Origin of the sequence: Sulfitobacter sp. 1A12056 (genome assembly GCF_043558125.1) — a bacterium.
GTDB classification, from domain to species: Bacteria; Pseudomonadota; Alphaproteobacteria; order Rhodobacterales; family Rhodobacteraceae; genus Sulfitobacter; species Sulfitobacter faviae.
Genome location: NZ_JBIFFY010000011.1, coordinates 49,557 through 61,826, shown reverse-complemented (window position 1 = coordinate 61,826; position 12,270 = coordinate 49,557). Strand labels below are relative to the sequence as shown.

Annotated in this window: 9 protein-coding genes, 2 tRNA genes and 1 pseudogene; 7 read left to right on the top strand and 5 right to left on the bottom strand. The window is 58.2% G+C overall.

Features of this window, described 5'->3' with window-relative positions; all coding sequences use genetic code 11:
* Window positions 1–144 precede the first annotated feature (144 nt).
* Both ACGYLD_RS16640 and ACGYLD_RS16635 read left to right on the top strand, forming a co-directional pair.
* Window positions 145–1,304 (top strand): IS3 family transposase gene (locus ACGYLD_RS16640; RefSeq protein WP_271693579.1). Its coding sequence is split into 2 segments (ribosomal slippage): window positions 145–394 and window positions 394–1,304, totalling 1,161 coding nucleotides; the frame shifts between segments, so codons are not numbered across the junction.
* 9 nt (window positions 1,305–1,313) lie between these two features.
* Window positions 1,314–1,502, top strand: a pseudogene (locus ACGYLD_RS16635) (integrase core domain-containing protein); the annotation flags it as partial.
* A 34-nt stretch (window positions 1,503–1,536) separates the two neighbouring features.
* Here the strand turns inward: ACGYLD_RS16635 and ACGYLD_RS16630 are convergent.
* The 4 genes from ACGYLD_RS16630 to ACGYLD_RS16615 all read right to left on the bottom strand — a co-directional run bounded on the left by ACGYLD_RS16630 (window position 1,537) and on the right by ACGYLD_RS16615 (window position 6,590).
* Complete coding sequence (locus ACGYLD_RS16630; protein ID WP_394403252.1) at window positions 1,537–2,214, bottom strand: dsDNA nuclease domain-containing protein; 678 nt, start codon at window positions 2,212–2,214, stop codon at window positions 1,537–1,539.
* Between the two features lie 236 nt (window positions 2,215–2,450).
* Window positions 2,451–4,118: a hypothetical protein gene (locus ACGYLD_RS16625; protein WP_394403250.1), complete on the bottom strand. Its 1,668-nt coding sequence runs from the start codon at window positions 4,116–4,118 to the stop codon at window positions 2,451–2,453.
* 384 nt (window positions 4,119–4,502) lie between these two features.
* Window positions 4,503–5,933, bottom strand: a complete 1,431-nt coding sequence (locus ACGYLD_RS16620; RefSeq protein WP_394403248.1) for a hypothetical protein — start codon at window positions 5,931–5,933, stop codon at window positions 4,503–4,505.
* Between the two features lie 102 nt (window positions 5,934–6,035).
* Window positions 6,036–6,590 (bottom strand): hypothetical protein, encoded by a 555-nt coding sequence (locus ACGYLD_RS16615; protein WP_394403246.1) that lies wholly within the window; start codon window positions 6,588–6,590, stop codon window positions 6,036–6,038.
* A 281-nt stretch (window positions 6,591–6,871) separates the two neighbouring features.
* Here ACGYLD_RS16615 and ACGYLD_RS16610 point away from each other — a divergent pair.
* The 3 genes from ACGYLD_RS16610 to ACGYLD_RS16600 all read left to right on the top strand — a co-directional run bounded on the left by ACGYLD_RS16610 (window position 6,872) and on the right by ACGYLD_RS16600 (window position 9,135).
* Window positions 6,872–6,961: transfer RNA gene (locus ACGYLD_RS16610), tRNA-Ser, on the top strand.
* A 222-nt stretch (window positions 6,962–7,183) separates the two neighbouring features.
* Window positions 7,184–7,405: a hypothetical protein gene (locus ACGYLD_RS16605; RefSeq protein WP_209217413.1), complete on the top strand. Its 222-nt coding sequence runs from the start codon at window positions 7,184–7,186 to the stop codon at window positions 7,403–7,405.
* 143 nt (window positions 7,406–7,548) lie between these two features.
* The gene (locus ACGYLD_RS16600; RefSeq protein ID WP_394403244.1) at window positions 7,549–9,135 is read left to right on the top strand and encodes a gamma-glutamyltransferase family protein; all 1,587 of its coding nucleotides are present in this window, start codon (window positions 7,549–7,551) and stop codon (window positions 9,133–9,135) included.
* Between the two features lie 62 nt (window positions 9,136–9,197).
* Here ACGYLD_RS16600 and ACGYLD_RS16595 read toward each other — a convergent pair whose 3' ends face one another.
* Complete coding sequence (locus tag ACGYLD_RS16595) at window positions 9,198–9,587, bottom strand: DoxX family protein (RefSeq protein WP_271691942.1); 390 nt, start codon at window positions 9,585–9,587, stop codon at window positions 9,198–9,200.
* 276 nt (window positions 9,588–9,863) lie between these two features.
* Between ACGYLD_RS16595 and ACGYLD_RS16590 the strand changes: the two genes are divergently transcribed.
* Window positions 9,864–9,938 (top strand) — tRNA-Asn (locus ACGYLD_RS16590).
* Window positions 9,939–9,986: 48 nt separating this feature from the next.
* Window positions 9,987–12,080 (top strand): DUF6538 domain-containing protein, encoded by a 2,094-nt coding sequence (locus tag ACGYLD_RS16585; protein WP_394403242.1) that lies wholly within the window; start codon window positions 9,987–9,989, stop codon window positions 12,078–12,080.
* Window positions 12,081–12,270: the final 190 nt, after the last annotated feature.

Here is a 12,270-nt window from a genome sequence, read left to right as displayed (position 1 = left end):
TGGAATGGGCTGAGCACAAGGGCATCGCCCTGGCCCATATCCAACCCGGCAAGCCGCAGCAGAACGCTTATGTCGAGTGACCTGCCCCCCGCGAAATCCCTCACCGTGATGTAGAGTCTGCGCCAACTCTGAAGGAGCAGACACATGCGAAAGAGCCGTTTCACCGAGGCGCAGATAATCGGGATGATCAAGGAGCAGGAGGCCGGAATGCCGACTGCGGAGGTGTGTCGTAGGCACGGCCTGAGCACGGCGACGTTCTACAAGCTGAAGGCCAAGTATGGCGGCATGGAGGTGTCCGAGGCTGCGAGGCTGAAGGCCCTTGAGGACGAGAACGCCAAGCTCAAACGCCTGCTGGCCGATACCATGCTGGACAACGTCGTGTTGAAAGACCTGCTGGGAAAGAACTGACGACATTGATCAAGCGGCGAGATGCTGCGCTCCAGGTGATGCGGGATCATGACATCTCGCAGCGCCGGGCGTGCAGGCTGGTTGGTGTCGATCCCAAGACAGTCCGGCGAGAACGCCCGCCGGACTGCACAGATATCCGCAAGGAGATGCAGGAGATCGCTGGCAAGCGGCGCAGGTTCGGTTACCGCCGGATCGGCGTCCTGCTGGAGCGCAAGGGCATGGTCATGAATCACAAGAAGCTCTACCGGATCTACCGCGAGGAAGGGCTGTCCGTGAAAAGGCGGCGCGGTCGCAAGCGAGCGCGTGGCACAAGAACCCCGATGCCATCGGCCGCGGGCGTCAACGCACGCTGGTCGTTGGACTTTGTATCCGACAGCTTCGGTGCCTCGCGGAAGTTCCGGATCCTCGCCGTGATCGACGATTGCACGCGCGAATGCCTGTGTCTCGTGGCGGACACCAGCCTCTCCGGGGCACGGGTTGCCCGGGAGCTCAGCGCCCTTATCCGGGTCTACGGCAAGCCCGGCTGCATTGTCAGCGATAACGGCACGGAGTTCACCAGTCGGGCGATCCTGAAATGGGCCGATGAGAACGAGGTGCCCTGGCACTACATCGACCCGGGCAAGCCCCAGCAGAACGCGTTCATCGAAAGCTTCAATGGCAGCCTGCGAGACGAGCTGCTGAACGAGGAGATCTTCGACAGCCTGGACGACGCGCGACGCAAGCTGGCCCTCTGGCGCTACGACTACAACACGGTCAGGCCGCATTCCTCGCTGGCCAACCAGACACCGCTGCAAGCGCGCCGAGCGCTTGAGCAATTTGAGGGCTCCGCGCCCGGCGCGCTTGCGCCAGATACGGAACCGGAATACCAAAATCCAACCTGCAGACTCTCGTTATGAATGAGGGACCAGCAGGGGGCAGGTCACGAGCGCTACAACCGGACAGTCCGCCACGAGTGGCTGGACTTATACATTTTCGAAAGCATTGAAGAGGTCCAGAAGATTGCCACCGAGTGGCTCTGGTCCTACAACAACGAACGCCCCAACATGGGCAACGGCGGGATGACCCCCGCCCAGAAATTGAGAATGGCTGCGTAAGTTCTACGATCGAGCCCCCATAAAAATGGGGGGATTACCCGTCAACCTCATATAGTCGATCTGAGAATGCGATTTGCGCCCTGCTTGATGCACGGAAGACGGCTGCGATCAGCGCATCAGACAGGGCGATGATCCTATGATATTTCAAGTCACAGCATTGGGGATGTGTAAGCATTGCTTGGTGCAGCAAACTGTGGACGCTGGTCACATCCTCCTTTCTCGATCTGAAATTTGTTTTCGATAGAGTTTCCACAACTACGTCGACTGGTGCATTAGAACGAACACGCAACTTATCAACCGCAGCGCGTTTGCCGTTCGTTCTTCGAAGCCCCTTGACTCTTGGATTGCGCCTTATTTCATTTATTACCCACTCAGCATTCTGGCTATTCTCTTTATCGGACCACATTTCATGGTTCGTTTCGAAGTAGAACCCGGAAAACTGCCCCGGGAATTTCATATTCAGCTTAATGAACCTGATTAGCGACTTCTCAACGGCGTTATCGGAAAGTTTGAAGGGGGGGCGGTGGCGGTCGCTCGTCTTCACTTGAATAGCGTCAAATTTCGAGTCGTGCCTTTCAAGTATAATGTCTTCAAAGTTCTCGCAGATAATTGCTTTTGCGCTTCCAACCCCCCGTGCAATATTGATCGCATGGATCGCGGCGGTTGCGAACTGGTAGTGGAATCTCGCGATCGTGTCATCGCCGGGGTCCACATGGTCGAATACGTTTGCGGGTGACGGGTGAGGCAAAGCTGTCCCTCAATCTATAATTGAATTGAAGTGACGTTCGGCTCTGGGTTATCAGAAGTCAAGGTTCGAGCATGCTGTATGTGTCACTTTGATTGAGGGAGTGTGGGGGCATCCTACTATTAAGATTTTCTGCTACTATCAGGCTGTTCCTACCTTGCGGTTTGCCAGGGCGATGGTGCCAGTTGCCTCTTTCGCAGACTTCATGAAACACATTGCTGTCTGTTCGCAAAAAGCGCCTCTACCTCAGCCACGCTGAAGCCTTTCAAGAGCAGTTCGTTGCTTTTCATTAGGAGCGCGTCATTCATGGCCTCATCCTGATAGAATTTTGCGGTTGTGGGGTCTCTCTGTGCGCACAGAGCTAAAGCTTGCGCGACGCCTTCGACCCCCATCCGTCCCAGCTCTGTGTGGACCAAGGTCCGTGCAATGTGCGGTTTACATCCAATATGACGGGCCCAGAGGTTCGCGACGCACTTATCAGAAAGATGCCCACCGTCAGCAGGGGCGAATAGATGCCGCTGCTCCAGTTCGGCGGCATTGCGAAATTCCTCCAGATAGACACTATCGCAGCCTCGCAAGAGCAATGCGTCCAGAAACGGGCTTACAAACTTGGCTACCGGACCTGAGAAAACATTACCCCTTTTGCCTGTTCGGACATACAAGCGGTAGCATTCCCCGTCATACGTCACGTTTTTTCCCCATTGCAGGTTAGAGTCGTTCACCCGAAGAGGCACCAATGCAAAAAGGGTAAGGGCGCAGGCTCCGTTCAGATACGAAATGCGGAGCCTCAGGGATCTTTGCTTATGCGCGAGCTGCATGAGGTCGGCCGCTTTTCCGAGCACGTTCTCAACCGAGCCAACCACGGTCAGCGTCTGGAACTTTCGCGGCACGTCACCTGTAGCTTTGCGTTTCAACTGCCTGTGTAGCGTCTTCATCGCGCTAAGCTCGTTTTGGTCAACACCGTGGTAGACAGCGAACCGCACCAAGAAACTTGCGCTAATTTCGCATGTGGTCGCACTACATCCGCGAGCTTGCAGGGCTCGGATATGATTTGCGAGCGCGGCTACTGTGAGGGTCGCCGGTAGGCCACTCGAGTTGCATGACTTCACAAGTTCACGCAAGCGATGCTCTTGGGAGTTGATGCTTTCGACCGAGATTTCCTTCAAGTCGGACATATCTCCGCGCGATCGAAGGAGCGCCAACGTGTCGCGCCAGTCGAGAGGTAATTCTTCAGGCGCTACCGAGTGACTGCGCGGCCAGGAGGTGCGCGGACGTGGCGTTCTTCTCCCCCTGGTCATAGCGCGCTTCTTCGCGATCGCCGCCGGCAACTCCAAGGTTATTGCAGGTATCTCCGGCAAGCCCAGCTTCGCGACGGCCGCTTGCAGCGTCGTGAGGGGAACCTCGGAAGCGGCGTCTTTACAGAACTCGAGAAAGTCGCCCGCCGAGGGATTAGACTTGCTGTTCTCGTGCATCCAGGAAAGCCACGCGTCGAGCCGCTTGAATTCAAGAATGGAGAGGCGGTCCAGATCGCAATTTGCGCTGAAGGGTGCCCACCAAGGCGCCTGAACCATATCAACAACCATCTCCTTGCCATCCACCCGTCGGCGATGATCGAGAACGGCAGCCCGCATTTCCTTTAAGGCTTCATGCTGCTTCGGCAGGCAAATAACGAGCGCTCTTTCGAGATCGCCGAGAACAGCCCGTGTGCCGCGCGCAGCACCGTAGGCGAGAAATATGTGCCGATCGACGCTTGCCGGTGCGTTACTTGAGAGCCAGCCATAGAAATGGGCCACGTCCCGCCGCTTTGGTCTGTCGAGCGCTTCGCTCGAGGGGGCGAGGGCATCAAATAGGTGGGTGTGCAAATCAGACATTGGGTAGACCCCGCGTGAGCTGGTTCTGTCCTTCCAGAATCAGCCGCTCCTCGTCGATCCAGCCGTAGTAATTCATGCAAGTGCTGAGCGCGTCGCCGAGCCGCGCCATGACGTAACCCCAGTCCCCAGGGTTGTTCGCGACCAAGATGGAAGCCTGTCCATGTCGAAACATATGTGGGTTCATGCCTGGAAAGCCGAACTCAGATATCGTGTTTGTCCACCACTTCTTGAAGGTGGGGTAGGGTAGCGAATTGTGGGGAGACTGAATGCCCGGGAAGAAGAAGTCGTTCCTTCCCGCGTGCGGATACAGTGGCCTGATTTCGGCCTCATACCACCGGAGCACCTCGAGGCCTCGTGTCCGGCTCTTTGCCCAGATCGGCGCACTTATGGGTTTACCGGTTTTGTTCTCATCGGGCGGCACAAAGAGATGCCCGTTGATCTTCTTATTCGAGCCAAGGCTGAGCCAAGGCTGAGCCAAGGGTCTTTGCCCCGGAATGTGATTGCAAGAGCGTTGCCGACACGGAGGGGAATGGCATCAATCTCCAGGGCGGCAAAGGCCGCAATCGTCCCGTATTTCCGGGCTACGTCCAAGTGACCTGTCGCTTCGGAGGGAAATTGCTTTGCTTTCCGGAGGTGAAAAACTGCTTTCCTCCAGAAGCTGATATGCAGTGAAACGAAATCACCGCGCGCCTGGAGATCGCGGACGACACGCCGACAGAAACGCTGCGTTCGCGGAGACATTTTGTTGTGGCGGCCGGAAGTCAAGGTCAGCCAGCGGTCGGTCTTTAGGAGGGTTCTGATATGGTAGGTTGCTTCACCATTCCGCTCGAGAAGGGTCTTAGCGCGTTCAAGGTAGCCCTTGGCTGTGCTTGCTTTGATTGCCCTCGGATCGGCATCCGCTTCCCACCTGCGCCACGTGCGGATAACCTCAGTCATGATGCTATCGGCGAAGGCAAAGGCGATAGTATAGCACTTGCTGTCGATCGCTCGGATCATCAGGGCGGTCCTTACGATTTTTCTAACGGCATTCCGAAATGGCATAGGATCAATGCCCGGTTGGTATGCCTCGTCCGTTGGGGACCAGGGACCTCGGGCGGCAAGTTCGACCCAGACCTCGATCTCTTGCTCGAGTATCCCTGGGATTTCGATGTGCTCTGGCTTCTTGGGGCGGGCGAACACAATCGGCGCTCGCGGAAGGCACGCCATGAGTTCCCCATCGTCGAGGCCCCTGACCTCATTCATTAGGGCCATCGCCTCCACGCAGGCTTTTCGCCGCCCTGGCTTCCCCGTGGCACTATAGATCTTCAGAGGAACGTCACCTTCCACGTCACATGCATCGATTTCCAAGGAGCGCGCCAGACCAGCCAAAACCTCAATAGCGATAATCTTTCTGGGATCGATAAATTTTGTTTGGGCCGGATAAGATGACAATAGAAAGCGGAGACGATCAATCAAGCGGTGCCAACCGTCTGATCGTGCTCGGTGGGCGGCTTTCTCGGCGATGATACCTGTGGCGCCATTGATAGCGGCAGATAAATTCTTCTTCCGGGCGAGGAACGCATTGTAGGTCTTCGCCCATTCTCGCGTAAAGTCGCGGTTTGGGAACCTTGCAAGGACAGCATCTCTGTCAGCGGGGAGATCGGTGAGGGGGGTTCTTGCGTGCTTCGATACCCATAAGAGGGCACCTCGATATCCATTCTTCGTGGTTTCTTCGCATTCGCAGTCATTGTTCACCCAAGTGAGCACGTCCTGCAAATTCTCTATCGTCGCTTTCGCGGGAGTGTGTGAATTGCGGAGGAAAGGATCAAAGGACATTGGTAAGTTCCTTGCTTGGCCGTTTGAAGGCAAGATTGGCCGTTGTTCGGGGCGACGAAATGGAAAATGACAGACCCTCGTGTGGAATTGTCGCAAGATTATTCACGGGTGTTCGTCCGTTTTTCCGTTCGCTGTGGAGGCTGTCATTTTGCCGTTTGGCTTGGCCGCAAACCGTTTCTGGGCGTAGGGATCGAAACCGTTGAAGTTGGTCTTCGACAGGGCCTTTGGCGTCTCCGTCGAAGTCACCTGTGCCGATCTGGACTTCACCCGATAGACCGGGACCGGGAGGCCTGCGCACCAAGCGTTGACCTGTGACGCCCGCCACAGCTTGGGCTTCTTCCGGATTGGCACGGGATCGGGAAAGCCTGCGTCTGGTTTCGAGTGATCCCGACGTTGCGCGGAGCGTTTAGACTCTCCGAGCAGTTCTGCCAGATCGGTTGTTGTCAGATGGGGATGCTTGAGTTCGTCCCACCTTTTCTTGGGTGGCGGCGCAATCCTTTCCGCTTGCCAGATTGCGAACCAAGGAAATTTCCCCCGAACCCGACGGAGGCCGAGCGCTCGGGCGAGTTCGCGGGCGGCGCGCTTCGACGGCATCCGCCAGTAGGCAGCAAGCTCTGCAAGGGTGGCGTGGCCAGGATCTTGATCGGGTTTGTTCATGATGCAACCTCCTCTTGGCGAGGAGCTGGGATCGATGATCGCGCGACGGAAACGCGCGGTCGTGCCATCTCGAATCGTGACCGCAGGCCTTTTTCGGCGAACAGCCCCGCCTGCCCAAGCCGCGAACCCGCGTGAGGGAATTGTCCAAATCTTTCCTCCGAACGGTGCCGATCAGTGCCTTTTAGTGCCATTTCAAGGGTTTGAAGGGGTCGCAGGCGTATTTCGCAATTAACGGAATTTCGCCTTGTATCTCCTTGGCTTGCGCGGCTATACCCATCCGCGGAGACGTGGCCGAGTGGTCGAAGGCGCTCCCCTGCTAAGGGAGTAGGCCCGGAAGGGTCTCGAGGGTTCGAATCCCTTCGTCTCCGCCACCCACACCTGCACGATAGCACCGCCCCCGTTCGGGCCGTCATCGCATGCGCCCCCAGCGTACCCCCGCTTTGCAACTTTGTAACATTTGCCCGGCACGGTCTCACCAGCCCTCCGCCTTATTCTCGGCAGAATTTTCGGCCAGCATTCTAAACATCCGGGGGGACCAGATCCTTGGCGATGACGGCGAGACGCCCCATTGCTCAGCGAAAGGGAGGTTCCAGATGTTGGTTAACGTAAGAGACTGGTCTCGCATCCTGCATAATTGCATCTTCTCCGATGCCGATCAGTCGCTCTGTGCAAGGGCGTGGCAATACCGGGAGGAGAGCGTTCTTTGGGCGCTTTGGGTCATGATCTTCACCCCGGGCCATTGCGAGCGGAGTTTCCGCCACCATCGCAAGATGCTGCGCCTCAAGGCAGGCAGCTCGGCGGGCAGCGGCGGGTAACAAAGCCGCCAACAAGCACGTTATCCCCGCGGAATTCTCCGGCTGGGCAGTTGCATGCAGATGCATTCACGTTCACTTTGCCGGCAACGCCGCAGGCGGCCGGTTTGACCGTGCCGCTGGCCTTACCCAAGCAAAGGACAGCTATGCTTCGTCACGATCCCATCTACCCGTCCCACCGATCCCCCGTGGTTGCCGACAACGTCGTCGCGACCTCTCAGCCACTGGCCACGCAAGCCGGTCTTTTGATGATGCAGCAGGGGGGCAATGCGGTGGATGCTGCAATTGCGACCGCCGCGGCGCTGACGGTGGTGGAGCCGACGGGCAATGGGTTGGGGTCCGATGCCTTCTGTATCCTGTGGGATGGGGAAAAGCTGCACGGTCTCAATGCCTCGGGCCGCGCGCCGGCCGCTTGGTCGCCTGAGCGGTTCCCCGAGGGCATGGTCGAGCATGGCTGGGACAGTGTCACCGTGCCGGGCGCGGTCAGCGCTTGGGTCGAATTGCTGGAGAAGTTCGGCAAGCTCGATCTGGCGACGGTGCTGGCCCCGGCGATCCGCTATGCCGAAGAGGGCTTCCTCGTCTCGCCCACTATCGCGACACTCTGGGCGCGCGGGGCCGAGGTTCTGGGCAAGCAGCCGGGATTTGCCGAGACCTTTCTCCCCGAGGGGCGCGCCCCGAAAGCAGGGGAGCGGTTCCGCAATCCCGGCGCGGCCCGCACCCTGCGGCTGATCGCCGAGACCAAGGGCCGCGCCTTTTACGAGGGGGAGATCGCCGAAGAGATCGTGGCCCATGCCAAGGCCAATGGCGGCGCGATGACCATGGAAGATCTGGCGGCGAACAAGCCCGAATGGTGCGGCACGATCAGCCAAAGTTTCGACGATGTAGAGCTGCATGAGATTCCGCCAAACGGGCAGGGGATCGCCGCGCTGATGGCGCTTGGCATTCTGGAGCATAGCGACATCCGCGCGTATGGCGCAGACGACTTGATGGCGGTGCATTTGCAGATCGAAGCCTGCAAGCTCGCCTATAGTGATCTGCATGCCTATGTGGCGGATCGCACGGCCATGACGGAGGTCGACGAAAAGGCGCTGCTCGATCCCGAATACCTCAAGTCGCGCGCCGCGCTGATCTCGACCGAGAAGGCGCAGGACTTTGGCGCGGGCGCGCCCAAGCAAGGCGGCACGGTTCTGATGAGCACGGCGGATGCCTCGGGCATGATGGTCAGCTTCATCCAGTCGAACTACGCGGGCTTCGGCTCGGGCGTGGTGGTGCCGGGGACGGGCGTATCGATGCAGAACCGCGGCTTTGGCTTCACCACCGAGCCGGGGCATCAGAATATCGTGGCGGGGGGCAAGCGGCCCTTCCATACGATCATCCCCGGCTTCGCGATGAAGGACGGCCAGCCCCTGATGGCCTATGGCATGATGGGCGGCCCGATTCAGGCCCAAGGCCATATGCAACTGCTGTTGCGCACGCAGCTTTGGGGGCAGGACGTTCAGGTCGCCGCCGATGCGCCGCGCTGGCGCATTCTGTCGGGGCTGGAAGTGGCTTGCGAACCGGCCATGGCGCCCGAGCTTTTGCAAGGGCTGCGCGATCTGGGTCATGTCGTCCATGTCGAAGCGCCGGACAATGCTTTCGGTTTCGGCGGCGCGCAGCTGGTGCAGCGCTTGCCCGAGGGCGGATATTCCGCCGGGTCCGATCCGCGCAAAGACGGGCAGGCGGCGGGTTTCTGATCCGCGCGTTTCTGCCCATGTGAGTTTGGCATGGCCCGTTCCAGGGCCAGGCCGTTTTGTTTTCAGCCTTGCCCGCGCATCGCGTCGACCGACCATGGCCCCGGCCCGGCGGCGGCAAGGTAGAGAAAGCCAAAGCTGTAAAGCGCCGCCAATTCACCGCCATTCAGCAGCGGAAAGAACCCCTGCGGCATATGCGCGATGAAATAGGCCACCGCCGTCAAGCCGCTCAGGATAAAGGCTGACAGGCGCGAGAACAGGCCGATCGCCAGCAAGACGCCAAAGACCAATTCGATTACGCCCGCGATTCCACCCATCGAGGCGATCGACACACCGTTCATCGGTCCGGCTGGAAAGCTAAGGATCTTGGTCGTGCCATGTTGCAGCACCAAGAGCCCCGACATGATGCGGAAAAGCGAGAGTATCTGCGGCTGGTAGGGGGAGAGGAAGGTCATGTTTTCCCTTTCAGGACATTGAGTTGTTCATACGATCCCAGTTTCAACCGCAGCCCGTGCAACCCGTCCAGCCCTAAGCGCCGGAGGAGGGGATGTGTCACGGACCTGTGATGCCGGCCCCCGGTGCCGAACCGTGTCGCGGGGCGCATTTCACGTGGGTTTGCAGATAATCGAAAAAAATTCGCTTCAATCGGTCAATTGCTCTTGCGCACCCCGGACCGCCCGCGTTAAAGAGCCGCTGTCCGAGGGCGTTGCCCGAAAGACAGACATAGGCATTCCGGCGTAGCTCAGCGGTAGAGCAGTTGACTGTTAATCAATTGGTCGTAGGTTCGATCCCTACCGCCGGAGCCAATTTTCTGGTAAGCATCTGAGAATAAACGCATTTCGTGTTTGGCTCCGATGTTGTTCCCCCGAGTTGGCAGATTTGGTTGCACACGAGGTTGCACATCGGGTTGCCTCTGCTCCTTTTCACCCATCGAAGTAGGCTCTCCGAAACCCGGAGATTGCATGTCCCTGTCAAGTTACCTCTACCAGCAACGCGGACAATACTATTTTCGTCGGCGTATCCCTGAGTTATCCACATCTCGTTCGCCCGTCTTGGTCTCGCTAGGGACGAAAGACCCGAATCTTGCGCTTACATGTGTTGGGATGCTGACCATGGAGTTCGAAAACGTGCTGGATGCGTTTACCTTTGTTTTGGACGAGATCCCAGAAGATCTGCTGCACCGTTACATGAAGGTGCGGTTGACGCAGTCGATTCAGGAATCGCGTCGTCAGCGGCGGCTTGAATGGATCTTGGGCCGGTCCGGTTTTGCCGCTCCGGAAAACCGTGAGCCTCTCCGGATTGCATTGGCTTCTCTCTTGCAGAACGGCATTGGGAAAGCGTTTCCGCCTAGCCAAATCAATCCGGAATGGTCGCCCGACATGCTGGCGAACGTTATGCGGTGTCACCAAGCAGAGGGCCATGCGCTTTCGGCGCCGGAAACGATAAATGCACTGACAGAGGAGTTTACCAGGGCGACAGGAATGATTCCGAAGTCGATGGAGCATCGCGCTCAGATCATGGAGGTCTATCTGCAGGCGCGGCTTGCCTCTCTGGACTGCCTTGATACGGACAAGGTGTCTGTTCGTGAAACGTACCAGAGCATGCTCCGCGAGATCGCGAAGCCCGTGACCGAAGGCATCCCAATGCAGGAGGCCGCTAATCCGCAAACTACGGCACCACCAACGAATGTTGCCGTTGCGGCGAAACAGATCGAACCTGAACATGCGATTGCTGAGCCTACTCCCGTGTGTCTGACTCCCGGCGTTCAGCTTTCTGAGGAGCCGTTGACCATCCAAAGATTGACGGAGCAGTTCGAGGCAGCGCGAGACTGCAATGAACCGCTACACCGTTCGCCCGCCAAACAGCCTTACGGCGTAGACATCGCGGGCGCCTGCGAGCGCAGCATCAAGATCGCGCAGGCAAAGGGCGAAATGGACGACAAAACCGCCGACCAGCGGCGCTCTCGGGTGAAGACGTTTTGTTTGCTGACAGGCATCCAGACCGTCACGGAGGTGGAACAGTATCATTTCCGGATCTTCGAAGAGCGGATTGAGGACCTCAGGAATAATTTCTTGAAACGAAGAGACGATGCCTTCCTGACCTGGGCGGATCTCGAGACTGAAGCGCAGGAATTGGAAGATGAACAACTGGGTCGCGCTCCCTCGACGTATAATTCGTATCTTGATCAAATTGGTGCTGTGCTGAAGCATGCGCGGGCCAACGAGCGGTCTGCCGTAGATGTCGACCTTGATCCCTCACTGCTACGCCGGCGGGAGGATGTGCGCGCCCGCAGCAAGCGCTCTGCTTTCCAGCCTGACGAGATCAATGCGCTGTTTCAGCATCCCGTCTGGCAGGGCTGCCGCAGTGACGGCAGGCGGCATGAACGCGGTAATGAAGTCATCAAAGATGGACTGTTTTTCGTGCCACTGATGGTCGCTTATTCGGGCGGGCGGATGGAAGAAGTCGCCGGTCTGACCGTGGATGCGATCGTTGAGGTCGATGGCCAGTACGGGTTTGATATTCGCTCTCATGAGGAACGCCGGATCAAGAACGCGCACAGCGCGCGGCTGATCCCGATCCATGAGCATTTGCTCGAGCTTGGTTTGCTGGAGCATCGCGACCGGACGATGTCCGAAGGGGAGAGGTTGTTGTTTCCCGAACTGCGCCCGACCAGCGCCAAGAAAAAGTTCATGTCTGCCCTGAGATACAACTGGCGGAAGCTTCGCGAGTGTCAGCTGGATGGCAACCCAAAAGGCCTCGATGGTCATAGCTTGCGCCACAGTTTCAATCAGGCTCTTAAAGTACGGCCAGAGGTCCTGAAAGACGTCCGCCTTGACCTTCTCGGGCACGCCGGGGCGGACCTCAACGAGGAGGTGTATGGGGATGTGAATGGGATGCCGTTCGACCTTAAGAAAGCGGCAATCGATCTCTTGCCCCGGGTGTTCTGAATTAGCTCAAATCCTAGGGCTGTGGCGCCGCCCCCACGACAGTTTCGAGTTCGAACGGGCGGGTGACGTGGGCGCCTACCATTCAGGCCGTATTGATCCGTCTCAGGTGGTTTGCTGACAATGCCACGAGTGAAGTGGACCAGACGATGCCTCTACCTGAAATGCTTCCCGGTCGCGCTGCGTCCAGCGG

Bases quoted from the DNA above. Each gene is read 5' to 3' on its own strand.
- ACGYLD_RS16620 (WP_394403248.1), bottom strand. From the start codon at position 5,933: ATGTCCTTTGATCCTTTCCTCCGCAATTCACACACTCCCGCGAAAGCG.
- ACGYLD_RS16625 (WP_394403250.1), bottom strand. From the start codon at position 4,118: ATGTCTGATTTGCACACCCACCTATTTGATGCCCTCGCCCCCTCGAGC.
- ACGYLD_RS16595 (WP_271691942.1), bottom strand. From the start codon at position 9,587: ATGACCTTCCTCTCCCCCTACCAGCCGCAGATACTCTCGCTTTTCCGC.
- ACGYLD_RS16585 (WP_394403242.1), top strand. From the start codon at position 9,987: ATGTTGTTCCCCCGAGTTGGCAGATTTGGTTGCACACGAGGTTGCACA.
- ACGYLD_RS16600 (WP_394403244.1), top strand. From the start codon at position 7,549: ATGCTTCGTCACGATCCCATCTACCCGTCCCACCGATCCCCCGTGGTT.
- ACGYLD_RS16615 (WP_394403246.1), bottom strand. From the start codon at position 6,590: ATGAACAAACCCGATCAAGATCCTGGCCACGCCACCCTTGCAGAGCTT.
- ACGYLD_RS16605 (WP_209217413.1), top strand. From the start codon at position 7,184: ATGTTGGTTAACGTAAGAGACTGGTCTCGCATCCTGCATAATTGCATC.